Raw genomic sequence first — 24,430 nt, forward strand, 5'->3', positions numbered from 1 at the left:
ATCAAACACCGCATGCCTACCCTCAACCCCCGAGACCCGACACATCACACCAACCAGCCCGCGATCAGCATCACACTCATGATCACCAGCCACAGCACCAGCATACGCCAGACCAGCTGGTGGCCGCGACGCAGACCGGTTTCAAGCGAAGTTTCATCGCCCAGAACAGCGCCGAACACATCATCGACCAGGCGCGGCGAAACGATCCACCAGGCGCGATCACGGTGATAATGCTTCCAGGCCTGCACCACCCGGTCGAGATCGGTAACCAGGCCCAGAGAGGCGGTCATCAGCACCAGCACGGGCCACTCCAGGATCCAGCGCAACCGCGCCAGGCTGTCGACCTCGCCTTCGGAAAGATCTTCGATCTGCATGGCCTTTTGCGACAAGCGATAAAGCAGCGCGCCGGGGATGCCCAGCAGCACAAACCAGAACAGAACCGCAAACCAGCGCCTGCGTGCGGCATGCGCAACCGCCGCGCCACCGGCCTGGGGGCTGGAATCCGGGGTCAACCCCAATGCTCGCGCGGCCCGGCGCCCGTTGGCATGTTCAGGCTGCTCGAGGATCAGCTCGATGTCGTCATCCAGATCGCGCGGCCCCAGCGTGTAGATCAGCGTTGCCAGAGCCAGCAACGCCCAGCCGAAACCACCCAGCACAGCGACCGCCACGGCCGTAGCCAGCCACGCCGCCAGCACCACCGTGGCAATGATGACAGCCAGCAGCAGCCAGGGCATCGGAGAAAATCGCGAACGCAGGCGGCCGGCGGGCCAGAGCAGCCAGCGAAAGTCACGCCAGCGACCGAAGGCGGTCACGTGATGGCTCAGCAACAGGCCGACAAGAACGATAAGGACAGTCATGTCCTGGCGATATTAACCCGCAACCGGTGCGATTGCTGCCGGGCTGAAGACAGGCATCAAGGGACGCACGTTCGACCGTTGCCCGACCGCGGGGGCCTGAGCCGCGCCCCCTCGCAGCAACTGCTCAACCGACTCCGAAAGAGGAGCCGCAGCCGCAGGTCGTGGCGGCATTCGGGTTGCGAATGACAAAACGCGCGCCCTGCAGACTTTCGCTGTAGTCCACCTCGGCGCCTTCCAGGTACTGAAAGCTCAAGGGATCGATGACCAGAGTGACATCCTCACGCTGAACGGTGAGATCGCCGTCCTCGATCTGTTCATCAAAGGTAAAGCCATACTGAAACCCGGAGCAACCGCCCCCGGTGATGTAGACGCGCAGCTTGAGCTCGGGATTGCCCTCCTCGAGAATCAGCTCGCGGACCTTGGCGGCGGCTGACGGGGTGAAGATCATGGGTTCGGTGTTACTCATTTGCTGCTCCGGGACGTGTCGATACCTTGGACAACGGAAACATGGTGTTTGCTCGCTTTGCCTTCAATCCCGTACGCGGGGTCGTCAATGGCCCGAGCAAGATGGCCAGGAAGGCCGCTTCGCCACCCCTTCCGCTGCCGTTGAGGACCGGGTGATCTCAGCCGGGTGGCGGCCAAGAAAAAGAAAGCGGCCGGATGACCGCTTCAAGATGGTATGCCCCAAACCGGATGGATCAGCACGTTCGTTTTTTTAAACCCATGACGTTGTAAATTCATGAATTTTTTGTGATGTGCGCGTATTTTATACATTGCCGACCGGGTCGGCGTCAAGTGACCACCCGCCCCGGCGGCGGCAACCCAAGCGCCGTTGATCCATGAAAGGTGGCAGCCCCGGTCGCGTCCTGATGCCGCAACGGGGCGCAGCGCGGTGATTTCCAGCGGTTGTTCTTTGCTGCTAGACTGACACGCCTGCTCATCACCCCAGCGAGCCCGCGATGTCTTTCAGAACCACGCCCACCACCCTGCTGATGGTCGCATGCACCATGCTGCTGTCTTTCAACACCCATGCAGCGAGCGTCAGCGCCGAAAACCTCTCTGAAATAGTCAGGGTTCTGGCGTCCGATGAGTTCGAGGGCCGCGCCCCGGGCACCCCCGGAGAAGAGAAGACCGTCAAGTACCTTATAGACCAGTTCAAGGCCATCGGCGTTGAGCCCGGCGGCGAGGATGGCGGCTGGACGCAGACGGTTGTGCTGCAGCATACCCAGCTTGAACCTGCGAGCAGCTTTGGTTTTGATATCAAGGGAAAGCGGCTTGACCTCGAGCAATCCACCGATGTGGCCGTGAAGACGGCCCGGTCGCAGGCAGAAGTCACCATTGCCGAGGCCCCGGTGGTATTTGCCGGCTTCGGTGTCGACGCACCGGAGCGTCAATGGGATGACTTCGGAGACACCGACGTCGAAGGCAAGGTGGTGGTTTTTCTGGTCAACGATCCCGACTTTGCGGCGCAGCCCGACGAGCCCGTAGCCGGACTTTTCGGCGGCAGCCGCATGACTTATTACGGCCGCTGGACCTACAAGTTCGAAGAAGCCGAGCGACGCGGCGCGATTGCCGCGTTGATCGTGCATGAAGACAAGGCTGCCGGCTATGGCTGGTCCGTGGCTTCGTCCGGTCCCGGATCCCTGCTCTCTCTGATCCGTCCCGAAGGGTCTGCGCCCCCCATTGCCTTGCAGGGCTGGCTTGCCGGCGATGCCGCAAGCGAGCTGTTCGAGAGCGCCGGACTGGATCTGGATGAGCAGCGCAAGCTTGCCCGCAGCCCCGACTTTCAGGCGTTTGAGCTGGAAGGCGTCACTTTCAGCGCAGATCTCGACGTCAGCACAGAAACCATCAACAGCGAGAACGTGCTGGCCAGGCTGCCCGGCACCACCCGCCCCGATGAGACGCTGATGCTGGCAGCCCACTGGGATGCCTATGGCCTGGGCGAGCCGGATGAACAGGGTCGCACGGTGCGCCCCGGCGCCAACGATGACGCCTTGGGAACGGCCGGCATCCTCGAGCTGGCGCGCGTGCTCAAAGCCGAAGAACCGCTCGAGCGCAGCGTCGTTTTCGCTATCTGGACCGCTGAAGAAAGCGGCCTGCTCGGCTCGGCCGCCTATGTGGAAGACCCCATCTACTCACTGGAGAAAACGGTTGCCAATTTGACGCTGGATATCCTGCAAACCGCAGGCCCGGCCAGGGATGTCATCCTGGTTGGCGAAGGCCAGAGCGACCTGGAAGAAGACCTGGCGCGCGCCGCGGCCTTGCAGGACCGCGTGCTCACCCCGGAAAGCCTGCCCGAGAACGGGCTGTTCTTCCGCGCTGACCACTTCTCCTTGGCCCGCAAGGGCGTGCCCGTGCTCCTCATCATGGGCATCGCCGGCGGCAATGACCTGGTGGAAGGCGGCCGTGAAGCCGGCGATGCCTGGGTGGCAGAATATGTCGGCAACTGCTACCACCAGACCTGTGACAGCTGGAGCCCCGACTGGGATCTGCGCGGTGCCGTAGAGGACATCGAGCTGTTTCACACCATCGTGCGAGACCTGGGTGACTCGAAGCGCTGGCCGCAGTGGAAAGACGGCTCCGAATTCAAGGCCATCAGAACCGCCAGCGATGCCGTCCGACAATAGCAAAGCCCGGCCCGTGCGGGCACTATGAACCGGGACCAGTCCGCAGGAGCGCCCCATGCGTTGGGTTGAAGCGTTTCATGTCATTTTCGTCGTCACCTGGTTCGCCGGCCTGTTCTATCTGCCCAGGCTGTTCGTCTATGCCACCGAGAATCCCACGGGGCACACCGTCGAGCTGCTCAAGATCATGCAAAGGCGCCTGCTGGGCATCACCCACATCGGCGGCGCGCTGGCGGTCACCTTCGGCCTGGCCACGCTGATCGGCGAACCCTGGCACCTGAGCAACGGCGCCTGGATGCACGTCAAGCTGACGCTGGTGGCCGGACTGATCGGCTATCACCTGTGGTGCTGGCAGCTTGTGCGGGCCTTCGCCCGCGGTGACAACCGCCACAGCTCGAAGTGGTATCGCCTGTTCAATGAAGTCCCGGCGGTGTTTCTCATCGTCATCGTGGTGCTCGTGATCGTCAAACCGTTCTGAGGCTTCAAACCGTTCTGAGGCTGAGGCAGCTTCTCGGGTCGATGAGGTGGTCTCGACACTTCAAAATCAAGGTCAAAGGCGTTTCGCCCGCCTGCTTCGCAGGCTGATGGCGAGTGACTTTTTTCCAGAGCTGAAAAAGTAACCAAGAATCGCTCTTCAACGTCAAGGTCCAACGCTTGGTTGTCTCAAGGACTCGGTTGCTGTGCGGGCTGGCCCCTTCGGTGCGGGGGCTTCGCTCTGGCCCGGCGGGTCGCGTGGTGCCCGGGATAGTTTCCGGAAGTGGGCATGGGAAAGATCCGGCGGCTTGCGCTCGCGAGGGCTACACCGCGCGTTGCGCGCCACCGGCGGGGTATTGACGCCAGCACCTGCAGGAGCGGCCTCCAGACCGCGATACGGCGCTGATCGAAGCCAAAGGCGTGGGTAATTTCCCCCTGGCCGGATGCCCGCTGATCGAAGCCGGGCTGCCCTCTTGCGGGCTTCATCCTATCCGGATTACGGCCACCGGATCCACCGACCGAGCCCTCGCGAAGCCCGCTCCCCGAAGGGGCCAGCCACCTCCCGGTGCAAGTCCTGAAACCCCGGAACGTGGGATCTTGAAGTTGACTTTAAAGCGCGCTTTTTCGTGCCTTTTTTCGCGCAGGAAAAAAGGTACCCGCCATCAGCCTGCGAAGCAGGCGGGCGGAACGCCTTTGACTTTGATCTTGACTTTAGAAGTGTTGAGGCTCTTGGAAGTGCCGCGGCCCGCACAACACCCCGCAGCATCAGCCGTACAGGCGACTCAGCGCATAAAAGATCGCGGCCTGGAGGCCGCTCCCACAGTTGCAGCGGTGCCAGCTGCCCATCAAAGTTGGCACTGATCTCACCCGCGACGCAGCACAGCGGTGCAACCCGGGACGCGCACCGCGCGGCCATCACTCAACCTGAGTTCACTATATCCCGCGCCATGTACAGGGCAGCGATACTGCGGCCTTCAGTGCAGTCATCACGCTGTATAAGGCTGACCAGATCATTCATTGGCCACTTCACTACTTCAATTTCTTCGGGCTCGTCGCCGGGCAGTTTCGACTCATAGAGGTCACGGGCGAGAATGACGTGTGTACGGTGGGTCATGTAACCCGGCGCCAGCGTCAGGTAGCCCAACTCGGTCAGTGAGCGTGCGGCGAAACCGCATTCTTCCTGCAGCTCGCGGTTGGCGCCTTCGGTATGGCTCTCGCCCGGCTCGAGTCGGCCCTTGGGCAGGCCCAGTTCATAGCGATGCACGCCGCAGGCGTATTCACGAATCAGCAGTACATGATCGTCATCCGGCATGGCCACAATAATGACGCCGCCGACCCCGCGGCTGATCAACCGCTCGTAGGTGCGGCGCTCGCCGTTGGCAAACTCCAGATCAAGCTGTTCAACGCGAAACAGGTCGGCTGGGCGCCGCTCACGCCGGGCGTGAACTACCGGCAGGGGATGGGAGGATTCTCGTTTGCTCATGTGCGCGAGGATAGCAACTGTCGGTGCAATTCGGGGCAGGCCGCCAGCACCGAGCGGGTTTCCAGACCGGGTTCATGACCGTCCAGATCGGTGAAGACGCCCCCGGCTTCCCGCACAATCACGGCCAGCGCAGCGATATCAAGGATATTGACATCACTTTCGACGACCACATCCTGGCCGCCGTCGGCCAGCCGATGGTATGAATAGAAATCACCGTAGCCACGTGAGCGCGCCGCGCGGGCAACCAGCTCACCGACCCAGGGCCAGCCGGCACCGCGTGCCAGGCTGCGCAGATTGCCGAAACTCACGTCGGCCCGCTCCAGCTGGTCGAGCTGGCGTACCTGCACCGGGCGGTCATCAATGAAAGCACCCTGCCCCCGGATGGCACGTGCACGCTCACCAAAGCTCGGGGCCGAGGACACGCCGAGCACCAGCTCGCCGTTGACCATCAACGCGATCTGCGTGGACCAGAAGGGCAGCGAGCGAATGAAGCTGCGCGTGCCGTCAATCGGATCGATCAGCCACAGGCAGTCGCTCTCCCCACTGTAGCCATACTCCTCGCCAAACAGGGCATGATCGGGAAACTCGCCCTGTATGACGTCGCGAATGGCTTGCTCGGCTTCGCGATCAGCGGCCGTCACCGGGCTTTCGTCAGGCTTGACCTCGACCTCGATCGCGCCCCCGAAGTGGCGCATTGCAATCGCATCGGCGGCATCGGCGGCGGCCTGCGCTGTCTCCATGGCTCGGGCCAGATCAATCATCAAAAATCTCCTCAACTATGCGGTTGCTGGTCAACAGCGCCTGTCAGATCATCCATCCCTACCAACCCAGCGCGCCGCTGAGACGCACTCGGACCTGTCCATCGGGCTGCGGCTCGCCAAGCCAGGCAATCTGACGCAGCAGCTCGGGGCGCTCGGCGCTGGCGCGCAACCACAGATCCACTTCGTAGCGCTCGGCCCCCAGGTCGATATCACCGCGTACCTGAATTGCACCCGGTTCGGTGGATACCACTTCCGCCCGCTGGCCACGGCCTTGTGAATCCAGGCGCACCGTGATTTCTCCCAGCGACTCCTCCACCGCGCCCGCGAGCCGCGCATCGCGCCAGATCAATTTGCCGTCGACCTGTGGTGGCTGCCCGTCCGCGATCACTGCGCGGGCCACGTCCACCTCAAGTTCTCCGCGCGGTCGGGCGCTGATCAACCAGGTTTGTGCATCCAGTTGACGCATGTCAATCCTGCCACTGATATCGGCAAGGCGGGTCGCTGCCATGCTCGGCTGCCAGCTGCCCCGCAGATCCACCCCCTGCCCTTGCGCCTGCCAGGACCAGTCGCTCCAGCCATTCCAGCCGCTCCAGCGCCAGCGCAGGTCGATGGCAGCCATTCCGGGCTGCTGCCAGACGGCCTCGCCCTGCCACAGGGTCCCCTGCACGTTGCGAAGGTCCTCGGCGACGTCCACTCGCGAGACGATCACGTGTGCCGGCAGCGTGATCACGACGATCACCGGCACCATGAGAATCATCAGCCACAGAATTCTACGCATTGCTGACAAGAGTGACGCGAACGTTGACCCGGCCCTCGCTGCCGCTCCCGTCGACCTGAAGTTGATCGACACGAACCGAGTGACTGCGCGAGAATGTTTCCAGCCACTGCATGACGGCGACAAATTCCGCACCCTCGAGCCACACGCGCACCTGGGCGTCACCGACAGGCTCTATGCGCGCCAGCGTGCCGGCCAGGCCGCTGGCGCGGGCGGTCTCATCGGCCAGGCCGAGCAGCGAACGTTCGCCCGAATCCGGTGCGGAAGCGCTGTTCCGGCGCAGGCGTGCGGCCATTGGCGTGACGTCCTCGAGCCAGCTCAGCAGCGCCTGCTGGCCGGCAATACGCGCGCGCGCGGACTCACGCGCCTCGGCCAGTGGCTCCCACAGCCAGACATAGACCAGCACCGCCACCAGCACCACCCCGGACAGGGCAATCAGCCCGCGCTGCCGCGGCTCGAGCTGCTGCCATGCATTCATGCTCATGCGCCGCCTCCACGACTGACGCGAATACGCCCCTGCGCGCCCTGGTCGTCCATGCTGGCCGTCTGCACCTCGGCGACGAGTTCAAGCACGCGCAGCCGCTGCTCCAGCTGCTCCAGAGCGGCCACATCCGGAGCCCTCAGACCCAGCTCAAGCACGCCATCACGATAGTCCAGGCGCTCGAGCTCCAGCTGCGACTGGCCATCGATGACCGGCGCCACACGATGCATCAGATCCAGCAGGCCCTCGGCCTGACCGAAGCGCAGCCGGGCGAGCTCGCGCTCGGCCTGCACTTGCGGGCGAACGATGCGCCCGACCTGCGGAAAGGCCTGGCGAAACTGCCGCTCGATGGCGGCCTCGAGTTCAGTCGAGCGCTGCCCAAGCTGGTAGCGCTCCAGCGCCGCACCCGCCACGAGCGTGACGACCGCAACGGCTGCCAGAATAGCCGTCCAGCGCCACTGCGCCTTGATATTTGCCGCCGATTTCGGCGCCCAGTCGCCACGCAGCAGGTTCAGATCGATCGTCGCCGCCGTGGCGGCCAGAATGGCCGGCAATGACCGCCCATCGGCCAGGTTTCGGGCACCGTGCTGCTCAACCCATCCGGGTGGATCACCGCCATACCAGTCCCATCCAGCGTCGTCAGGCGCTGCCGCGGCCAGCATGTCGGCGGCCAGCTCGCCATCAAAACGTGCAAACGACCATGCGTCCCAGCGCGCCAGGATCTGGCCCTCGTGCTCGGCCAGGCTGACCCGGCCCGGCTGCCAGGGCAGGCACAGGGCATCGGGCAGCATGCGCTCGGCGTCCACGTGAGCCAGCGAGTCGGCCAGTTCCGCCATCACCGGGTTGGCGATACTCACGCATTGCAGGCGCCCCGAGTCATCACGCGGGCCCGCGACCACATGTTCGTCTTCGGCGCTGCCGGCCAGGTGCTCTTCGGCCGCCCAACGCAGCGCCTGTTCAAGCTTTCTGCCGCGCAGAGGCGGCAGCTCCAGGCGCAGCCCCAGGCAACGCGAGGCATCAATCAGGAGGGTGGCCGGGCGATCACCAGGCCAGTCCGGCGCGGCGGGATCACAGCGCGCCTGCTCGACCACTCGGCCGCCGCGATCGAGCAGCGCCCAGGACCAGCGTGCACCGGCGGCGTGAATGACCAGGCTGTCCGAGCGCGAACGCGCCATGTTCAGGGCACCCCCTGGCTGAAACGACGAAAACCATCATAACCTGCCGCCGCGCCGCTCATCAGGCGGAAGTAATCGCGCTCCACTCCGTCGATGACGACCCGCGCGCGGGCCAGGTACCAGCGGCTGCGAGTCGACAGGTGTTGCTGCTCGTCGGGTGCGATGATCGGCTCGATCAGCGGATGCCGGACAAACCGCACCACATCGGAAAAGGGGCCTTCGGCGACCACCCGCCGAGCCTGATCAAGGCCGACCTCGGCGATCACGGCAGCCAGCACTTCTGGCTGGGCGGTGTTGACGTTGATCCGCAGCTCGGGCTCGGGCAGCGCTGTAACCAGTGGGGCCAGCGCCTGCCAGACCGCCTGATCCACGCTTCTGAGCCAGCGCAGCTCACTGGCGCTGGCGAGCAAAACGCCCCCGGTGCGATAAGGCGGATCCTGGCGGGCATACCAGTCGTTGGCGGCACTGCCCGGGCGCGGCAGCATGGCGCCATCCAGCCAGTCTGCCAGCTCATCACTGATGATCGGATTGAGACCCTGCTGCTCGAGCAGGCGAGCAAACGCTTCGCGGGCTGCCGAGGCCGTGGCATCATCCGGATGCGCCAGCGCATTGAGATTGAACAACCCGCCCTGGTCTTCGAGCCGGCCCTGAACCAGGCCTCCAGGCACCTGAAAAGGCGCCGTCCAGGAATCCTCCAGGGTCGACGGGTCGGCGCCTTCAGCCACGGCCTGCTCGAGCATGCGCCGGGCCAGCACCGACATCCCCCGGGCATACTGCCAGGAGCGTTCGGTCGCCAGCAGCGCCTCGCTGCGGGCCAGCGATCGCTGTCCGCGTTCGAGCAGCGTCGTGGCGATCACCATCGCCAGCGCCGCGGCCAATAATGCAATCAAAAGCGCGCTGCCGCGCTGGCGCTGCAGCATGATCATTGCAGCACCACCACCCGCCGCACCCGCCCGAAGCGGCGCGTATCGAGCCTCATCTCGATCGCTGCCGGAAGGCGCGCCAGCGCCTCGTCGGGCGGCCAATGCTCCTGCCAGCCGCCGCCGGCGGAGCGATAGGCAAACCGCAGCGCCTCGACATCAGGGAGCACGGTTTCGGCTTGCGCCTGGGCGTCGGCGGCACGGTCGGTGACCGGCCAGTGGACGCGCTGCAGCTCGCTGCCGGACAGCTGCCAGCCGAACCGTTGCAGCGTGGAGCGCTTCACCTCGGCCGGATTGACCCAGCCGCCGCGGGTAGCCCGCAGGCGCCGCGGCTCACCCTGCAGGGCCGGCTCGACCCGGCCGGCGGGCGCGGCCACCGGTCGGGCTGCGAGCTGGCGCAGATCCGCATCCATTCGCGTCACGGCCAGCTGCAGCGCAGCGAAGGCCTGGCTGCGCTCGCGGTGGCCACCGGCGGCCCGGCTGAGCGCATCCAGGGCCACGTAGGCACTGGCCGACATGACCCCGAAAACCAGTACCGCTACCAGCACCTCGACCAGAGTGTAGCCGCCGGCAGACTTGCGCGAAACGCTCACGGCGGCAGAAATCCGGTATGCATAGCCACCGGCGATTCGCTCGCCGCAGACGCAAAAACGGCCACCTCCACCCGCAGCAGCTCGCCACCCGGCGCCGGCTGGATCAACATTTCCCAGTGCCAGGTCTGCTGTCCCATATCGGCACTGCCCTGACGCCGACCAGGGGTCACGCCACCGTCGAGCTCGAGTTCGGCCAAAGCGTTGTCGGCCACCCAAAGCGCCCAGGTTCGTTGCTCGAGCTGCGCCTGACTGTCGAGCACCTGGCTGCCCGCCCGACCGAGCGCGGCAACGGCAACGGCGACCACGACCAGAGCGACCAGCACTTCAAGCAGCGTGAAGCCCGCAGCCAGCCTCATTGCCCGTCCTCGAGCGCGAGCACACCGCCGGGCTCGCCAGCCAGCGCCGTCATCCGATCGCCGGCTCGCATTTCGAGCCGGAAAGCCGTCAGTTCGCCCAGCGGCTGGCAGAGCAGTTGCGGGGCAGGGGGATCTTTCTCGAGGCCTACGGTGCGTTGTTCGACCACCAGATCCAGCGCCGCCTGGCCGCGCCAGGCACGGGGTCGGGCCACCTCGTCGTCCGGCAGGGGCAGCCACCCGGAGGCGGTCGACTGCCAGAAATCATAGCCTTCGGACGTCAGCCGGATGCCGCGCGGACGCCCCTGGAACAACGCCTGCTCGCACTGATACTCGATCAGCGCCGCCAGGCGCCTCAACTGCTCCTCCGGCTCGGCACCCGAGCGCCAGTTGCCCAGACGAAGAACGACCAGCGATGCCAGCACGGCAGCAATGGTCACCACCACCAGCACCTCGATGAGCGTGAAACCTGCGCTGCATCCGGGGCGAGCCAGGCGCCGGCTATTCGTTCTGCCAGTTGCCGATTTCCGCATTCGTTCCCTCACCCCCTGCCGTGCCGTTGGCGCCGAAGGACCAGACGTCGATCTCGCCATGCGCGCCGGGATTGAGATACTGGTAGCGGTTGCCCCAGGGATCGGCAGGCAGCTGATCGAGGTAGCCGCCCTGCTTCCAGTTGGGCGCCGGCGGCTGGCCCGAGGGCGGGCGCACCAGGGCTTCCAGACCCTGTTCGGTGGACGGGTAATTGAAGTTGTCCAGCTTGTACATGTTGAGCGCGGTCACCAGGGCCTGCACGTCCTGCCGGGCCTTGGTCACGCGGGCACGTTCGGGCTCGTCCATGACGCGCGGCACCACGACCGCGGCCAGAATGCCGATAATAACCACCACGACAAGGATCTCGATCAAAGAGAAGCCGCCGTGGGCACGAGCGTTGGAGTGGTTCATTGAGTCCGTTACGGGCTGTTGCTGCCATTGCCATGATACGCGCAAACTGTTCCTCGGCAACAAGTTGTCGGCGGCCATCTGAAAGGCTCGAATCATGCGCATCATACGGATCCATACTGAACAGCCGCTCGAAGCCGGCCACGAAGTCGAGCTCGAGCCGGGCCCATCACGACACCTGGTACGCGTGCTGCGGCAGAAAGCAGGCCATCAGCTGGCGCTGTTCAATGGCGACGGCCACGAATACTTTGCCACCATCACGGCGACCGGGCCGGGTGATCGCTGCAGCGTCGCGCTGCAGCAGCGAGTCGAAGTCACCGTCGAATCACCGCTGTCGATCTGCCTGGTGCAGGCCGTCGCCCGCGGTGATCGCATGGACTGGTGCATCCAGAAAGCCTGCGAACTCGGCGTCACCGAAGTCCGGCCGGTGTTCACCGAGCGCACGGAAGTGCGCCTGGACGGCAAGCGAGCCTCCAAGCGCCAGCGCCACTGGCAACAGGTGGCCGTGGCCGCCTGCGAGCAAAGCGGTCGAGTGTGCGTGCCTGCCGTGCAGCCACCGGTCGAACTGACCGCCATGGACTGGCCGGCAGGCCGGCCTTTACATCTGGATCCGACAAGCGGAGATACGCTCAGCCGCATTCGGGCGCCCGCCGACGACGGGGTGGCACTGATCATCGGCCCCGAAGGCGGACTGACCGATACCGAGATCGGCTGGCTCGAGCGACAAGGCAGTACCGGCGTGGGGCTGGGCCCGCGCATACTGAGAACCGAAACCGCGGGACCGGCAGCGATAGCCTGCCTGCAAACCCTCTTTGGAGACTGGCAATGATCCATGCAGCAACCCCTGCCGGCTGGCTGAAAGCCCGCGTCACCGTAGACGATGAAAACGCCGATCAGGTCGAAGTGGCCCTGTCAGAGGCCGGCGCACACGCCGTCACTCTGCTCGATGCGGCCGACGTACCGGTCCACGAACCCCTGCCCGGCACCACGCCGCTGTGGCCGCAGACCATCGTCGAAGGTCTGTTCGACACCGACATCGACCGCACGGTGATCGCCGACACCCTGGCTCAGGCCGGGCTCGACGAGGCCGCCGCGAGCCTGCGCTTCACCGAACTGGCCGACCAGGACTGGGGACGGGCGTGGATGGGCCAGTACCAACCGATGCGCTTTGGCCGCGATCTGTGGATCTGTCCTTCGCACGTCACCCCCGAGCCCGACTGGCCGCTGGTCATCCGGCTTGATCCGGGCCTGGCGTTTGGCTCGGGCACCCATCCGACCACCGCGCTGTGTCTGGAGTGGATCGACGGCATGGAACTGACCGGCCGGGATGTGCTCGACTTTGGCTGTGGCTCGGGCGTTCTCGCCATCGCGGCCGGGCTGAAAGGCGCGGGGCGGCTGGTAGCCGTCGATCACGATCCGCAGGCGCTGCAGGCCACACGCGAAAACGCCCGGCGCAATGATCTGTCCGGCCGCATCGAGCGCCTGCTGCCCGAGACCTTCGAGCAGCTCGATTACAGCCTGCGGCGTTTCGATCTGGTGCTGGCCAACATCCTCACCGGCCCGCTGATCGAACTGGCACCACAGCTGATGGCCTGCCTGCGCCCGGGCGCCACGCTGGTGCTCTCCGGCATCCTGTCAGAACAGGCAGAATCCGTCATTCAGGCCTACGCCGGGCTGGACGAGCCGATCGATGTCAGTGAGCGGGATGACTGGGTGCGGCTAGCGTTCCGAAGCGATACCGAACGCGCTGACTGAGCCTGTCATACCAGGCCATGCGGAAGGGTTTAGCCACACTTCAGCGTCGTGGAATGCGAATGGCCACGGCATCCTGGCCCACCCAGAAAGCCAGCGGCTGATAAAGCTCGGGCGCCACGCCCAGCGCAGCCTGTATCTCGCGCTCGACCACGTCGCGCGTGGTAAACGTGGTGCCGTAACGCTGCGGGTCAAGTGACGGAGATTCACTGCTGGGGGTAAAAAAACAGCCGGCATCATCCAGCGTCACGCCAAAATCACCGGCGACCCCTTCGTTGTGAAACGACAGCAATAGCAGGCCGCCAGGCTCGACAGCTCTGGCAAGGCTACGCAGCCAGCGCTGCCAGTCAGCCACCGGAAGGTGCGTGAACAGCGAAAGCACGAAGACCAGTTCATGACGAGCCGGATAGTCCATGGACTCCGGCTCGAAACTGGACTCCAGCGTCTGGACGCCGAACTGTTCGCGGGCAAACGCCATGCTCCCCGGCAGGATATCGGCACAGCGCAGGCGCCCAGGCAATAGCGGTGCAAGGTGGCGCGTGAAACGGCCGAAGCCGGAAGCGAACTCGAGCATGCTGGCAGTCTTGAGCAGTGGCTGATCGAGCCGCTCGAGCAGCACCATCAGCTCGCTGAGCGTCCGCCAGCCGTCCGCCAGGTAGTCCCGAACCGGATTCCTGCTCTGGCCGTCGCGAGCGAAAAAACGGAAGATGTCGTCGTCCGGATGGATGTTGCAATTGATGCGCATCCAACGGCTGAATCGACGCGCATGATTCAGGCGCTCCAGCGCGTTGTGTGCCTCCAGGCAGGCCGGATCGCAATCCAGTGCTTCGGCATACAGATCGCCGGCCCGCTCATCGCCCCCCTGCTCCGCAGCACGGGCGCGACTCAGCAGCGAATGAAGGTTTGTATCTCGTTCTTCCATCGAACTGAACTCTGGAAAAGGCTGAGGCTGGTGGTCCGCCAGGCGATCACGGCGGCGCATAATGGTAGCATTCCGCGTCACCTCGTCGCGCGGCAAGACTTCCACCAATATGAGCGAATCCGAACTCTCCCGTCTACAGGCCAGTGCCGATCGCGCGCAGCAAGATCCACAGCTGGCCGAAACCCTGGCTGCCCACGGTCGGGATCTGCAGGCTGGACGGCTCGATGCCAGAATCCACCCCGACTGCCAGATGCTGGCCCATTCGCTCAATGCCCACGGCGACGCCAATCTTGCCGTCAGCCAGTATTTTGCCGTTGCCCTGCAGCAGTACCAGGTCGTGCGCCAGCTGATCGAGCGACTGTACGGCCGCTTCGACCGGCTGCAGCTGCTTGACTTTGCCTGCGGTTACGGGCGCCTGCTGCGCTTTCTGACGCACACGCTGCCCCAGGAGCACCTCCACGCAGCCGAAATCCAGGCCGATGCCGTCGCCTGGGTTCGCCGGCGCTACGGCATCGACGCACTGCTCTCGACCGCCATGCCGGAGGATTTCCGCCCGGCCCGCCGGTTCGACATGATCTGGGCGGCCTCGTTGTTCTCGCATCTGCCCGACGGGCTTTTCGCACGCTGGCTCGCTCGCCTGGCCGGGCTGCTCGAAGACGACGGGGTGCTGTGCTTCAGCGTTCACGACGAGGCCACACTGCCGCCATCGATGAGCGTGCCCGCTTCCGGCCTGCTCTACATAGCCGGCAGCGAAAACGCAGAACTTGATCCGGCCATCTACGGCACGACCTATGTAACGCCGGGCTATGTCGAGCGCGTCGTAGACGAGCAGCTTGGCCGCGATGTGTCGCTCTGGCGCCTGCCGCGACTGCTGGCGCACGAGCAGGATATTTACGTTCTTACCCGGGGCCGGCGCGACCTCTCGAAGCTGGATGGTTTTCGACGCGGCCCCCGGGGCTGGCTCGACGAGCTTCATCTCGACTCATCCGGGCGCAAGGTTCATCTGGCCGGCTGGGCAGGCTCGCTCGATGACGCCGGTTTCGACGGTGTGACAATCCGCCTGGGCGAGCAGACCTTCAGCCAGCCTGTCGGCCTGCCCACTCCAAAAGTCGCTGAAGTTCTCGGGCATGCCGGACTGGCCCAAAGTGGCTTTTCCTGCACCCTCGAGCTGCCCAATCAGCGGGCGCCCTGGCTGTCGCTGACCGCGGTAACTGCAGACGGAGAGCGCGCCCTGATCTACTGCGGGCGTCTTCAGCGCGAATGACTTTCGACTCGCTGACCTTCGCGCTGTTCATCGTCGTGCTGTGGGGCCTGGTGGCACTCAGTCGCGGCTGGCGCGTACGCAAGCTCGAACTGCTGGCCGCCAGCTATCTGTTCTATGCTGCCTGGAACCCGGTTTTCATCTGGCTGCTGGTAATTTCCACTGTCGTCGACTGGCACGCCGCCCGGCGCTTGAGCCAAAGCGACCGCCCGGGTCATCGCAAGCTGTGGCTGCTGCTGTCCATCCTGATCAACCTCGGACTACTGAGCTGGTTCAAGTACGCCGACTTTTTCATCACCAACTACAACCAGGTTGGCAGCTGGCTCGGCCTGGCCGCCTTCCAGGCGCCGCTGCTCGACGTCGTGCTGCCGATCGGCATTTCCTTCTACACCTTTCAGACCCTGTCCTACACCTTCGACGTCTACCGCCGGCGTATTACACCCGGCAATGACCTGATCGACTACGCGCTTTACGTGAGCTTCTTTCCGCAGCTGGTGGCCGGCCCGATCGTGCGTTACGAGCAGTTTGCGCCCCAGCTGGCGGCCCCGCGACCGATCACGGCCGGCAATCTCGAATTGGGGGCGGCGCTGATGGTCGGCGGGCTGTTTCTCAAGACGGTGCTGGCCGACAGCGTATTCGCGCCGGTGGTCGACGCCGGCTTTGCCGCTGCCGGGGGCATCGGCACCCTGCAGGCGTGGTCGAGCATCCTGTCGTTCAGCGGCCAGATCTACTGCGACTTTGCCGGCTACTCGCTGTGCGCCATCGGCGCGGCGCGCGTATTCGGCTTCGTGCTGCCGAAGAATTTCCATACGCCCTATGCCGCCGTCGGCTTTTCCGACTTCTGGCGGCGCTGGCATATTTCCCTTTCAACCTGGATACGCGATTACGTCTACATCAGCCTCGGCGGCAATCGTCATGGTCGCGCACGCACCCTGGCCAGTCTTGTCATCACCATGGGCCTGGGCGGGCTGTGGCACGGTGCGGCCTGGACCTTCGTGCTCTGGGGTCTGGTCCACGGCCTGTGGCTGGTCATCGAGCACACGCTCAGGCCGCTGGCCGGGCGCTCGGCCCTGCTCGCCCATCGCGCGATGGCGCCGCTGTACATGGCGATCACCTTTGTCATGGTGACGCTGACCTGGGTGCTGTTTCGCGCCGAAAGCCTGGCGCAGGCCGGTTCGTTCTACGCCGCCCTGCTGAGCGCCTCGGCGTCGACGATGAACACGGCCGGCTGGCTTGCGCTGGCGACCATGGCGGTGCTGCTCGCCTGGCATGCGGCCATGCGCCGCGTCGAGATCGAGCGCGTCCACGCTCGACTGCCCTGGCCCGTTCGCGGGATGATGGTCGGGCTGCTGCTGGCCGCCGTTCTCATGAGCCCCGGCGACAGCCGGGCCTTCATCTACTTCCAGTTCTGAGCATGCAACGCAAGGCGCAATCCATCGCCGTGATCGTCCTGGCCCTGCTGGTCGCAGGCGTAACGCTGACCGGCTGGGAGTGGCTGTGGCGCCAGCAGGGCCACGAACCGGCGCTCTACGACGACCGCGATCTGTGGAGCCTGCACCGCGACCGGGCAACGACTGTCGCTCAAGCGCGGAATTTCACCGTCATCGGCGCCTCGCGGATTCAGCTCGCCTTCTCCACGGAGGCCTTCGAATCAAGCATGCCGGGCTGGCGCGCCACTTCGCTGGCCATCAATGGCCACTATCCGACCGCGGTGCTGCAGGACCTCGCCCATGACCCGGACTTTGCCGGCGTGCTGCTCGTGGCTGTGGATGCACGCGGTCTGGCCCACTGGTATCGCGACATGAGCGAACCCTGGGTGCGCCACCATCAGCGCGACTTCGGCCCCCAGCGCCGCATCGAGCGACAACTGCTCACGGGGCTGCAAAAACGTCTGGTCATGGCCGGCAGTGACTTCAACCTGGTCCGGCGGCTGACGGGCTGGCTCGACGACCGTCCCCCACCACACCACTACACCCGCCTGCTCGACGACCGCACCATTTCGGCGGACTACAGCCGGGCAAATGTCGCCGGGTTGCGAGAGAACTTCGTCCACGGACTGGCCGCAGACTACGCGCGCCGGCCGCCACCTTCCCCGGCGCGCTGGCTCGACGCACTCGAGCCTCTTGCCGAGGCCGTCACCGCCATCCAGCAGCGCGGCGGCAAGGTGGTATTTCTACGCATGCCCACTGCCGACGATCACTGGACGCTTGACCGCGAGCACTATCCGCGCGAAAAGTACTGGAATCAGCTGGCCAAGGCCACCGGCGCTGTCACGGTGCATTTCGCCGACCACCCGCAGCTGGCCGAGCTCACGCTACCCGATACTTCGCATATCGATGGCAGCGACCGCGGCCGGTTTACCCGGTCGCTGATCGGCATTCTGAACGAGGCTGGCGTACTGCCGGCCGGCTATTGACGCCGGGTTAATAACAACCAAGTTGAACGATCAAGCGTTACCGCTGAACGCCTCGATGGCTTTGACGATCTCCCCGCGCGCCTCATCGGGGCCGTGCCAGCCCAACACCTCGACCCATTTACCGACTTCCAGATCCTTGTAGTGACTGAAGAAGTGGCGAATGTTGCGGCGGCTGAACCGAGCCAGATCGTCGATGGACTGGATATCCTCGTGCAGCGGCGAGACTGCCTCGATCGGCAGGGCCGCGATCTTGACGTCACGCCCGGCCTCATCGGACATTTCAAGGTAACCGATCGGACGGCAACGAATGATCGAACCGGGCAGCAGCGGTACGCTGATGAGCACCATTACATCAAGCGGGTCGCCGTCTTCAGCCAGCGTGTTGGGCACGAATCCATAGTTGCAGGGATAGCGCATGGCCGTGGCCAGCAGCCGGTTGACGTGAATGCCGCCGGTCTCCTTGTCGACCTCGTACTTGACCGGTGGGCCGTCGAGCGGTATTTCGATGATGGCGTTGAAGTCGTCGGGCGGATTCACGCCCGGCGCAATATCATTGACGTTCATGTATGCAAAGCCGTTTTGCGGAAGTCTGGATTGGGATCATCCTGCCATAGTCACCGCCTGCGCGCTCCACCCCGTGCTTGCCGATACCGGCTCCGGCAGGCCAGCCACTCGCCATGATGATGGCGACCATCAGCGTCGGAGCCGGCGACGGCGCCTCATCAACAGTCGGGAGCGACCGGTGTAATCGCTTGATTTTGCCTCTGCCGCTGGCGGTGAAGGCGGTGACTCGGCGCCCGCTCGTGGCGCATCATCGCTGTCGCCCACGACCTCATCCCAGCCGGATTGATAACTGGATGATGCCTCCGGAGCGGCGTCGATGTCGCCAAAGACATCCGGCTCTACCGCGCCGTCTGGCGCGGGTGCCGATACTTCCTCGGGCGCTGCGGCAGCCGGTGATGGCTCTGTCGCTGGCTCTGTCGCTGGCTCGGGAGCCGGCCCGGGCTCGGGCTCGGGTTCGGCATGGAGCAACGAGCGCCCATCCACAACCACGTCTTCGACCGCAGCAACGCCGCGAATTGTCGACAGCTCGTCGATAAGCGCCCTTGGGTCTCCGAACTCATGCTCCGAGTCGGCACTCAGCTTGATTCGATACCCCGCGTCGGCGTCGATGTAGCGGTGTTTTCTGAAGTTCAGTCCGGCCCGGCTGACAGCCGAGACCGCGGCGGCGAGCATGCCCGACCTGCGGCTCAGCGACAGCGTGATGGCAACATCAGCCATGTCCAATAAACCCCTCTGGTCATTTCCCTGCTTCTTGCCTCACCTGCGCCCTGAAATATCGCCACCCGACGCGGGCAGGCTGATCGAACAAGGCGCGAAGTATAGCAAGGATAGCGGTTTTTCCTTACAATTACTCGATTTTGCGTTCCGGGCGTTTGCCCGGAGCCGTACGCTCGCGCTTGCATTCCAACAATTTGTGACCTGATCTTCGGGAGTCAAAATGAACCAGTTGATGATCCCCCCGGTTCTCGGGGTCGTGGGCCTGATCGTGGCCTTCATTCTGTACCGCGTGGTGATGCGCTACCCGGCCATGGAGGGCCGGCCCAGCCAGATCGCCGAGCTGATCCAGCAGGGCGCCTCGGCCTTCATGCGCCGTGAATTGATACTGATCGGCCTGTCGGTCGCCGTGATCTTCGTGGCGCTGTCGGTGTCGGGCTTGGGCATTCAGACCGCCATCTCCTTCCTCGTCGGCGCTGTATGCTCCGCCATGGCCGGCTTTTTCGGCATGTTTGCCGCCACGCGCGCGAACGTGCGCACGACCACCGCAGCCCACGAACACGGCACCAACCGCGCCCTGAGCGTCGCCTTCTACGGCGGCTCGGTGATGGGCATGCTGGTCGCCTCCCTGGGCCTGCTCGGCCTGGGCACGCTCTACCTGGTGTTCGGATCCGATCCGGAGACGGCAAACAACATCCACGGCTTTGGCATGGGGGCCAGCGTGGTGGCACTGTTCTACCGTGTCGGCGGCGGCATCTTCACCAAGTCTGCCGACGTTGGCGCCGACCTGGTGGGCAAGGTCGAGGCCGGCATTCCCGAAGACGACCCGCGCAACCCCGGCGTGATCGCCGATAACGTCGGCGACAACGTCGGTGATGTGGCCGGCATGGGCTCGGACATCTTCGAATCCTACTGCGGCGCCATGATTGCCACCGTGGCCCTGGCCACCGTGATGTGGCAGCGGGCCGGCGGCGGCTATATCGACGGTCTGGGCGAAGGCTCGGCGGTGATGGGGCTGCCACTGCTGCTGTCTTCTCTGGGGCTGGTCTGCTCCATCGGTGCCATCCTGCTGGTGCGCGCCTCGTCGGGCAAGAGCCCGGAAGTGGCCCTGCGCACGGGCACCATTTCCTCGGCGATCGGCTTTATCGCGCTCGCCTTTTTCCTGGTCAAGTATCTCGGCATCAACACCGGCGTCTGGGTTGCAGCGCTGGTCGGCGCGGCCGGCGGCATCGTCATCGGTCTGTCGACCGAGTATTTCACCGCCGGCAAGCCGGTTCGCGACATCGCTCACTCCGGTGAAACCGGGGCCGCCACGGTGATCATTTCCGGACTGTCCACCGGCATGCGCTCAGTGGTCATTCCGGTGCTTGCAATCTGTGTGATGATCTTCGTGGCAAACGCTGCGGCCGGTCTGTACGGTGTGGGTATCGCCGCGGTTGCCATGCTGGCCACGGTCGGCATGACGATGGCCATCGACGCCTACGGCCCCGTGGCCGACAACGCCGGCGGCATCGCCGAGATGGCCGGCCTGGGCGAGGAAACCCGCAAGATCACCGACTCGCTCGACGAGCTCGGCAACACCACGGCCGCCATCGGCAAGGGCTTTGCCATCGGGGCTGCCGCCATGGCGGCGCTGACCCTGATCTCGGCCTATATCGCCGAAGTCAGCCACCGCATGCCCGACTTTTCGCTGGAAATCTCCGATCCCAACGTGCTCATCGGCATGTTCATCGGCGGCATTTTCCCGTTTCTGGTCGCGGCCATCACCATGACCGCCGTCGGCGACGCCGCCTTCGAAATGATCACCGAAATCCGCCGCCAGTTCCGCGAAATCCCCGGCCTGCTCGACGGCAAGGCCGAGCCCGACGCGCCGCGCTGTGTCGACATCGCCACGACATCTGCCATCAAGCGCATGATGCTGCCGGCCGCGCTGGCCGTGCTGGGCCCGGTGGTCATCGGCTTTGGTCTGGGCGCCGAGGCGCTGGGTGGCATGCTCGGCGGCGCGCTGCTGGGCTGCGTTCTGCTGGCGCTGACCATGGCCAACGCCGGCGGCGCCTGGGACAACGCCAAGAAGTACGTCGAAAAGGGCCACTTCGGCGGCAAGGGCTCGGAAGCGCACAAGGCCAATGTGGTCGGCGACACCGTGGGCGACCCGCTCAAGGACACCTCCGGCCCGTCGATGAACATCCTGATCAACGTCATGGCCATCGTCAGCCTGGTGATCGCACCGCTGCTGACGCACTGATCGGCAGCATCGAACTCAGTGCTCTGGAAACGCGGCCGCTGGCCGCGTTTCCTTTTTACGGGGGTGGCTCAGCCGATCGAGCCGGCGATTCGAACTCGAAATGCCCGGATCACAAGCACCAAATCCCAAACAAATCCGAAGTCTCGATTTTTGAATGACCTGAACGGGGAGCCGAGCCACCTGCGAACCCGAAGTGGCCCCCCGACGAGCGAAGCCGGAATTGGCTTCGATCATTCAAGCATGGGACATCGAGAAATGTTTGAAAATTGGTGCTTGGTACTGGTGTCGTCGCTCGTGGTCAGCTTGCCGTCACCCAGTCGGGCAGTCGATTCGAGACGATCTTGAGTTCTTGCATGTGCTGGCGATAGCCCGGGCATAGCTCACCGACGCGGCGCCAGAAAGCGGGCGAATGGTTCGGGTGCTCCAGGTGCACCAGCTCGTGAATCAGCACGTAGCGGCAGGCTTCGGGCGAGCACAGCAGCAGCCGCGCGTTGAGCGAGATATTGCCGCGGGATGAGCAGCTGCCCCAGCGCGTTTTCTGATTGCGAAAACTGAGGCAGCCCGGATTCAGGCCGTGCTGCGCGGACAGCGCCTGGACCCACGGCGTCAGGCTTGCCCGCGCCCGCTGCTTGAGCCAGGCTTGAAGACGACGCGCAATCTGCTCCTCCGCTTCGGCCTCGGGCAGATGGACGACCTGTTCAGCGCGGCAACGATCCACCGAACCTGCTCCATGTGGGCCGTAAATCACCGCCCACTGCTCGCCGATCGCCGGCAGGTCGAGGCGGGCCGGGCGAAGCCCGCTGGTTGCCGGATCCCGACTTTGACGCTGGCTTGCCAGGCGCGCGCGCACCTGCGCGATCCAGGCTTCCTGGGCCTTGACGAAACGATCGATCTCGCTGCGACGCACCCGAGCGGGTGCGGTGACCACCAGGGCGCCATCGCGCTCGATGCGCAGCTTGACGCGCCGGGCGCGGGGGTGATGGCGGAGACGGTAGTTCATGCTGGTTTGCTGGTTTGCTGGTTTGCTGGTTTGCTGGTTTGCTGGTTTGCGCGCAATTTTACTGCGCTACCATACGCGGCCAGCATCGCTATCGTCCGACATTCGCAACCAGCCAACCTGCCAACAACCCCAATGATCCAACTTTCCGGAATCACCCTGCGCCACGGCCCCGAGCCGCTGCTCGAAGACGCTTCGGCCACAATTCACCCCGGCCACAAGGTCGGGCTGGTCGGCGCCAACGGCAGCGGCAAGTCGAGTCTGTTCAGCCTGCTGTTGGGCCGAATGAGCGTCGATCAGGGCGAAGCGTCAGTGCCCGATGACTGGACCATCGGTTACATGGCCCAGGAAATCGGCGACCTGGAACGACCGGCCATCGAATACGTGATCGACGGCGATGCGGATCTGCGCGCAGCCGAAACCCGCCTGGAGCGTGCCGAAACGCATGCCGATGGCCACGCCATTGCGACCGCGCACGCTCGCCTGGACGAGGCCGGCAGCTATACCGCTCTCGCGCGGGCCGGCGCACTGCTCAACGGCCTGGGTTTTTTGCCTGATGCACACCAACGCCCGGTGGGCAGCTTCTCGGGCGGCTGGCGCATTCGGCTGAGCCTGGCCCGGGCCCTGATGACCCCTTCAGCCCTGCTGCTGCTCGATGAGCCAACCAACCACCTCGACATGGAAACCGTGGTCTGGCTCGAAAGCTGGCTGAAACGCTATGACGGCACCCTGGTGGTAATTTCCCACGATCGCGATTTTCTCGACAACGTGGTCTCCTCGATCATCCACATCGAGCACCGCGGGCTGCACCAGTACACCGGGGGCTACAGCGAATTCGAGCGTCAACGTGCCGAGCGCCTGGCACAGCAGCAGGCCAGTTTCGAAAAGCAGCAGCGCGAAATCGCGCACATGCAGAGGTTCATCGACCGCTTCCGCGCCAAGGCTACCAAGGCGCGGGCAGCACAGAGCCGCATCAAGGCCATGGAACGCATGGAAAAGGTGGCGCCCGCGCATATCGACTCGCCCTTTGACTTTGCTTTTCCCGAGCCACCGCGCGCGGCCAGCCCGCTGATCCACCTCGACCAGGTGCGTCTGGGCTACGGCCAGACCACCATCCTCGACGGGGTCAGCACCAGCCTCGCGCCGGGCGATCGCGTGGCCCTGCTCGGCCTCAATGGTGCGGGCAAGTCCACGCTGGTGCGGGCGCTGGCCGGCGAACTCGAGCCGCTGGCCGGGACCATTACCGCCAGCCGCAACCTGGCGATCGGCTATTTCGCCCAGCACCAGCTCGAACAGCTCGACGTGGAGGCCAGCCCGGTGACCCATCTGCAGCGCATCGCTCCGGATGAGCGCGAGCAGAACCTGCGCGACTTTCTCGGCGGCTTCGACTTTCGCGGCGACATGGCCACCGCAGCAGTAGGACCGTTCTCCGGCGGCGAAAAAGCGCGGCTGGTGCTTGCTTTGCTGGTCTGGCGCTCACCCAACCTGCTCTTGCTCGATGAGCCGACAAACCATCTCGATCTGGACATGCGCCATGCCCTGACCGTCGCCATGCAGGGCTTCGAAGGTGCCGTCGTCACCGTCTCGCACGATCGCCATCTGCTGCGCAATACCGTGGATGACTACTGGCTGGTGGCCGATGGCAGCCTGCGCAGCTTCAAGGGCGACCTCGACGACTACCGACGCTGGCTCAAGGAGCGCTCACCCGAGGGCGAAGCGCCCGGGGCCACCGCCGAGAACAGCGCCAGCGCCAACGGCCGCTTGCCCGAATCACGCAAGGCACAGCGCCGCGACCGCGCAGCTCAGCGCGCCCGCCTCAAACCATTGCAGAACCGGGTGCAGAAACTCGACCGCAAACTGGAAACCGCCTCAGCCGCCCTGGAAGACATTGAAGCCCGACTTGCAGACGCAACGCTCTACCAGGAAGACCGGTCTGGCGAACTGCAAGACACTCTCGCCCGTCAGGCCGAGCTCAAACAGTCGCTGGCGGCCATCGAAAGCGAGTGGATGGAAGCCGCCGAGGCGCTGGAAGCAGAGCAGGACGCGTTGAGCCTTGCCGGCCGGGATCACTCCTGCAGCCACGGTCGGTAAAAGCCGGGCGCTGTCTTGTCGCCCCGCCTTGAA

25 protein-coding genes are annotated in these 24,430 nt (G+C 64.8%); 9 read left to right on the forward strand and 16 right to left on the reverse strand.

Annotated elements, in window-relative coordinates; translation table 11 throughout:
- Nucleotides 1-44: 44 nt before the first annotated feature.
- On the reverse strand, nt 45-857 hold the full coding sequence (locus ACEWQ0_RS10190; protein WP_476485292.1) for a hypothetical protein: 813 nt from the start codon (nt 855-857) through the stop codon (nt 45-47).
- A gap of 124 nt (nt 858-981) precedes the next feature.
- A complete protein-coding gene (gene erpA, locus ACEWQ0_RS10195; protein WP_476481865.1) occupies nt 982-1,323 on the reverse strand; it encodes an iron-sulfur cluster insertion protein ErpA in 342 nt (113 codons plus the stop codon).
- Between the two features lie 493 nt (nt 1,324-1,816).
- On the opposite strand from erpA, the gene ACEWQ0_RS10200 reads away from it, so the two are divergent.
- Nucleotides 1,817-3,484 carry a M28 family metallopeptidase gene (locus ACEWQ0_RS10200; protein ID WP_476485293.1) on the forward strand — a complete coding sequence of 556 codons (1,668 nt, stop codon included), beginning with the start codon at nt 1,817-1,819 and terminating at the stop codon, nt 3,482-3,484.
- 55 nt (nt 3,485-3,539) lie between these two features.
- Nucleotides 3,540-3,959: a CopD family protein gene (locus ACEWQ0_RS10205; protein WP_476481863.1), complete on the forward strand. Its 420-nt coding sequence runs from the start codon at nt 3,540-3,542 to the stop codon at nt 3,957-3,959.
- 915 nt (nt 3,960-4,874) lie between these two features.
- Here the strand turns inward: ACEWQ0_RS10205 and nudE are convergent.
- The 10 genes from nudE to gspG form a co-directional block, all read right to left on the reverse strand.
- A complete protein-coding gene (nudE, locus tag ACEWQ0_RS10210) occupies nt 4,875-5,438 on the reverse strand; it encodes an ADP compounds hydrolase NudE (protein ID WP_476481862.1) in 564 nt (187 codons plus the stop codon).
- Nucleotides 5,435-6,178: an inositol monophosphatase family protein gene (locus ACEWQ0_RS10215; RefSeq protein ID WP_476481936.1), complete on the reverse strand. Its 744-nt coding sequence runs from the start codon at nt 6,176-6,178 to the stop codon at nt 5,435-5,437. Before ACEWQ0_RS10215 ends, nudE begins: the two co-directional genes overlap by 4 nt.
- A gap of 79 nt (nt 6,179-6,257) precedes the next feature.
- On the reverse strand, nt 6,258-6,977 hold the full coding sequence (gene gspN / locus ACEWQ0_RS10220; RefSeq protein ID WP_476481861.1) for a type II secretion system protein N: 720 nt from the start codon (nt 6,975-6,977) through the stop codon (nt 6,258-6,260).
- On the reverse strand, nt 6,970-7,458 hold the full coding sequence (gene gspM, locus ACEWQ0_RS10225) for a type II secretion system protein GspM (RefSeq protein WP_476485294.1): 489 nt from the start codon (nt 7,456-7,458) through the stop codon (nt 6,970-6,972). Before gspM ends, gspN begins: the two co-directional genes overlap by 8 nt.
- A complete protein-coding gene (gene gspL, locus ACEWQ0_RS10230; RefSeq protein WP_476485295.1) occupies nt 7,455-8,630 on the reverse strand; it encodes a type II secretion system protein GspL in 1,176 nt (391 codons plus the stop codon). The genes gspM and gspL overlap by 4 nt, the downstream gene beginning before the upstream one ends.
- Nucleotides 8,631-8,632: 2 nt before the next feature.
- Nucleotides 8,633-9,556 carry a type II secretion system minor pseudopilin GspK gene (gene gspK / locus ACEWQ0_RS10235; protein ID WP_476485296.1) on the reverse strand — a complete coding sequence of 308 codons (924 nt, stop codon included), beginning with the start codon at nt 9,554-9,556 and terminating at the stop codon, nt 8,633-8,635.
- Nucleotides 9,553-10,143 carry a type II secretion system minor pseudopilin GspJ gene (gene gspJ, locus ACEWQ0_RS10240; RefSeq protein WP_476485297.1) on the reverse strand — a complete coding sequence of 197 codons (591 nt, stop codon included), beginning with the start codon at nt 10,141-10,143 and terminating at the stop codon, nt 9,553-9,555. Before gspJ ends, gspK begins: the two co-directional genes overlap by 4 nt.
- Nucleotides 10,140-10,499: a type II secretion system minor pseudopilin GspI gene (gspI, locus tag ACEWQ0_RS10245; protein ID WP_476481856.1), complete on the reverse strand. Its 360-nt coding sequence runs from the start codon at nt 10,497-10,499 to the stop codon at nt 10,140-10,142. Before gspI ends, gspJ begins: the two co-directional genes overlap by 4 nt.
- Nucleotides 10,496-11,029, reverse strand: a complete 534-nt coding sequence (locus tag ACEWQ0_RS10250) for a prepilin-type N-terminal cleavage/methylation domain-containing protein (protein WP_476481855.1) — start codon at nt 11,027-11,029, stop codon at nt 10,496-10,498. Before ACEWQ0_RS10250 ends, gspI begins: the two co-directional genes overlap by 4 nt.
- A complete protein-coding gene (gspG, locus tag ACEWQ0_RS10255; protein WP_476481854.1) occupies nt 10,998-11,438 on the reverse strand; it encodes a type II secretion system major pseudopilin GspG in 441 nt (146 codons plus the stop codon). The genes ACEWQ0_RS10250 and gspG overlap by 32 nt, the downstream gene beginning before the upstream one ends.
- Nucleotides 11,439-11,532: 94 nt before the next feature.
- Between gspG and ACEWQ0_RS10260 the strand changes: the two genes are divergently transcribed.
- Both ACEWQ0_RS10260 and prmA read left to right on the forward strand, forming a co-directional pair.
- Complete coding sequence (locus tag ACEWQ0_RS10260) at nt 11,533-12,264, forward strand: 16S rRNA (uracil(1498)-N(3))-methyltransferase (RefSeq protein WP_476481853.1); 732 nt, start codon at nt 11,533-11,535, stop codon at nt 12,262-12,264.
- Nucleotides 12,261-13,190, forward strand: coding sequence for a 50S ribosomal protein L11 methyltransferase (prmA, locus tag ACEWQ0_RS10265; protein ID WP_476485298.1), 930 nt, complete (start codon nt 12,261-12,263; stop codon nt 13,188-13,190). The genes ACEWQ0_RS10260 and prmA overlap by 4 nt, the downstream gene beginning before the upstream one ends.
- A 40-nt stretch (nt 13,191-13,230) precedes the next feature.
- Here the strand turns inward: prmA and ACEWQ0_RS10270 are convergent, their stop codons facing one another.
- The gene (locus ACEWQ0_RS10270) at nt 13,231-14,109 is read right to left on the reverse strand and encodes a class I SAM-dependent methyltransferase (RefSeq protein ID WP_476485299.1); all 879 of its coding nucleotides are present in this window, start codon (nt 14,107-14,109) and stop codon (nt 13,231-13,233) included.
- Between the two features lie 109 nt (nt 14,110-14,218).
- On the opposite strand from ACEWQ0_RS10270, the gene ACEWQ0_RS10275 reads away from it, so the two are divergent.
- From ACEWQ0_RS10275 to ACEWQ0_RS10285, 3 genes are read left to right on the forward strand one after another with little or no spacing between them, the layout of a single operon-like run.
- Complete coding sequence (locus ACEWQ0_RS10275) at nt 14,219-15,373, forward strand: class I SAM-dependent methyltransferase (RefSeq protein ID WP_476481850.1); 1,155 nt, start codon at nt 14,219-14,221, stop codon at nt 15,371-15,373.
- The gene (locus tag ACEWQ0_RS10280) at nt 15,370-16,782 is read left to right on the forward strand and encodes an MBOAT family O-acyltransferase (RefSeq protein ID WP_476485300.1); all 1,413 of its coding nucleotides are present in this window, start codon (nt 15,370-15,372) and stop codon (nt 16,780-16,782) included. Before ACEWQ0_RS10275 ends, ACEWQ0_RS10280 begins: the two co-directional genes overlap by 4 nt.
- A gap of 2 nt (nt 16,783-16,784) precedes the next feature.
- Nucleotides 16,785-17,786, forward strand: coding sequence for a hypothetical protein (locus ACEWQ0_RS10285; protein ID WP_476485301.1), 1,002 nt, complete (start codon nt 16,785-16,787; stop codon nt 17,784-17,786).
- A gap of 30 nt (nt 17,787-17,816) precedes the next feature.
- Here ACEWQ0_RS10285 and ppa read toward each other — a convergent pair whose 3' ends face one another.
- Together ppa and ACEWQ0_RS10295 are read right to left on the reverse strand one after the other, a co-directional pair.
- Nucleotides 17,817-18,350 carry an inorganic diphosphatase gene (gene ppa / locus ACEWQ0_RS10290; RefSeq protein WP_476481847.1) on the reverse strand — a complete coding sequence of 178 codons (534 nt, stop codon included), beginning with the start codon at nt 18,348-18,350 and terminating at the stop codon, nt 17,817-17,819.
- Nucleotides 18,351-18,479: 129 nt separating this feature from the next.
- Nucleotides 18,480-19,067, reverse strand: coding sequence for a hypothetical protein (locus tag ACEWQ0_RS10295; RefSeq protein ID WP_476485302.1), 588 nt, complete (start codon nt 19,065-19,067; stop codon nt 18,480-18,482).
- Between the two features lie 220 nt (nt 19,068-19,287).
- Here ACEWQ0_RS10295 and ACEWQ0_RS10300 point away from each other — a divergent pair, with 220 nt between their 5' ends.
- Nucleotides 19,288-21,309 carry a sodium-translocating pyrophosphatase gene (locus tag ACEWQ0_RS10300; RefSeq protein WP_476481845.1) on the forward strand — a complete coding sequence of 674 codons (2,022 nt, stop codon included), beginning with the start codon at nt 19,288-19,290 and terminating at the stop codon, nt 21,307-21,309.
- A gap of 298 nt (nt 21,310-21,607) precedes the next feature.
- Here ACEWQ0_RS10300 and ACEWQ0_RS10305 read toward each other — a convergent pair whose 3' ends face one another.
- Nucleotides 21,608-22,309 (reverse strand): M48 family metallopeptidase, encoded by a 702-nt coding sequence (locus tag ACEWQ0_RS10305; RefSeq protein WP_476481844.1) that lies wholly within the window; start codon nt 22,307-22,309, stop codon nt 21,608-21,610.
- 132 nt (nt 22,310-22,441) lie between these two features.
- Between ACEWQ0_RS10305 and ACEWQ0_RS10310 the strand changes: the two genes are divergently transcribed.
- A complete protein-coding gene (locus ACEWQ0_RS10310) occupies nt 22,442-24,397 on the forward strand; it encodes an ATP-binding cassette domain-containing protein (protein ID WP_476485303.1) in 1,956 nt (651 codons plus the stop codon).
- Nucleotides 24,398-24,430 lie beyond the last annotated feature (33 nt).

The sequence above is a fragment of the Wenzhouxiangella sp. YN9 genome (genome assembly GCF_056324165.1).

Bases quoted from the DNA above. Each gene is read 5' to 3' on its own strand.
- ACEWQ0_RS10200 (WP_476485293.1), top strand. From the start codon at position 1,817: ATGTCTTTCAGAACCACGCCCACCACCCTGCTGATGGTCGCATGCACC.
- prmA (WP_476485298.1), top strand. From the start codon at position 12,261: ATGATCCATGCAGCAACCCCTGCCGGCTGGCTGAAAGCCCGCGTCACC.
- ACEWQ0_RS10275 (WP_476481850.1), top strand. From the start codon at position 14,219: ATGAGCGAATCCGAACTCTCCCGTCTACAGGCCAGTGCCGATCGCGCG.
- ACEWQ0_RS10310 (WP_476485303.1), top strand. From the start codon at position 22,442: ATGATCCAACTTTCCGGAATCACCCTGCGCCACGGCCCCGAGCCGCTG.
- nudE (WP_476481862.1), bottom strand. From the start codon at position 5,438: ATGAGCAAACGAGAATCCTCCCATCCCCTGCCGGTAGTTCACGCCCGG.
- ACEWQ0_RS10295 (WP_476485302.1), bottom strand. From the start codon at position 19,067: ATGGCTGATGTTGCCATCACGCTGTCGCTGAGCCGCAGGTCGGGCATG.
- gspL (WP_476485295.1), bottom strand. From the start codon at position 8,630: ATGGCGCGTTCGCGCTCGGACAGCCTGGTCATTCACGCCGCCGGTGCA.
- ACEWQ0_RS10215 (WP_476481936.1), bottom strand. From the start codon at position 6,178: ATGGAGACAGCGCAGGCCGCCGCCGATGCCGCCGATGCGATTGCAATG.
- ACEWQ0_RS10205 (WP_476481863.1), top strand. From the start codon at position 3,540: ATGCGTTGGGTTGAAGCGTTTCATGTCATTTTCGTCGTCACCTGGTTC.
- ACEWQ0_RS10270 (WP_476485299.1), bottom strand. From the start codon at position 14,109: ATGGAAGAACGAGATACAAACCTTCATTCGCTGCTGAGTCGCGCCCGT.
- ACEWQ0_RS10190 (WP_476485292.1), bottom strand. From the start codon at position 857: ATGACTGTCCTTATCGTTCTTGTCGGCCTGTTGCTGAGCCATCACGTG.
- gspG (WP_476481854.1), bottom strand. From the start codon at position 11,438: ATGAACCACTCCAACGCTCGTGCCCACGGCGGCTTCTCTTTGATCGAG.
- gspI (WP_476481856.1), bottom strand. From the start codon at position 10,499: ATGAGGCTGGCTGCGGGCTTCACGCTGCTTGAAGTGCTGGTCGCTCTG.
- ACEWQ0_RS10280 (WP_476485300.1), top strand. From the start codon at position 15,370: ATGACTTTCGACTCGCTGACCTTCGCGCTGTTCATCGTCGTGCTGTGG.
- gspM (WP_476485294.1), bottom strand. From the start codon at position 7,458: ATGAGCATGAATGCATGGCAGCAGCTCGAGCCGCGGCAGCGCGGGCTG.
- ACEWQ0_RS10285 (WP_476485301.1), top strand. From the start codon at position 16,785: ATGCAACGCAAGGCGCAATCCATCGCCGTGATCGTCCTGGCCCTGCTG.
- ppa (WP_476481847.1), bottom strand. From the start codon at position 18,350: ATGAACGTCAATGATATTGCGCCGGGCGTGAATCCGCCCGACGACTTC.
- ACEWQ0_RS10250 (WP_476481855.1), bottom strand. From the start codon at position 11,029: ATGCGGAAATCGGCAACTGGCAGAACGAATAGCCGGCGCCTGGCTCGC.
- ACEWQ0_RS10305 (WP_476481844.1), bottom strand. From the start codon at position 22,309: ATGAACTACCGTCTCCGCCATCACCCCCGCGCCCGGCGCGTCAAGCTG.
- ACEWQ0_RS10300 (WP_476481845.1), top strand. From the start codon at position 19,288: ATGAACCAGTTGATGATCCCCCCGGTTCTCGGGGTCGTGGGCCTGATC.
- gspN (WP_476481861.1), bottom strand. From the start codon at position 6,977: ATGCGTAGAATTCTGTGGCTGATGATTCTCATGGTGCCGGTGATCGTC.
- gspK (WP_476485296.1), bottom strand. From the start codon at position 9,556: ATGATCATGCTGCAGCGCCAGCGCGGCAGCGCGCTTTTGATTGCATTA.
- ACEWQ0_RS10260 (WP_476481853.1), top strand. From the start codon at position 11,533: ATGCGCATCATACGGATCCATACTGAACAGCCGCTCGAAGCCGGCCAC.
- erpA (WP_476481865.1), bottom strand. From the start codon at position 1,323: ATGAGTAACACCGAACCCATGATCTTCACCCCGTCAGCCGCCGCCAAG.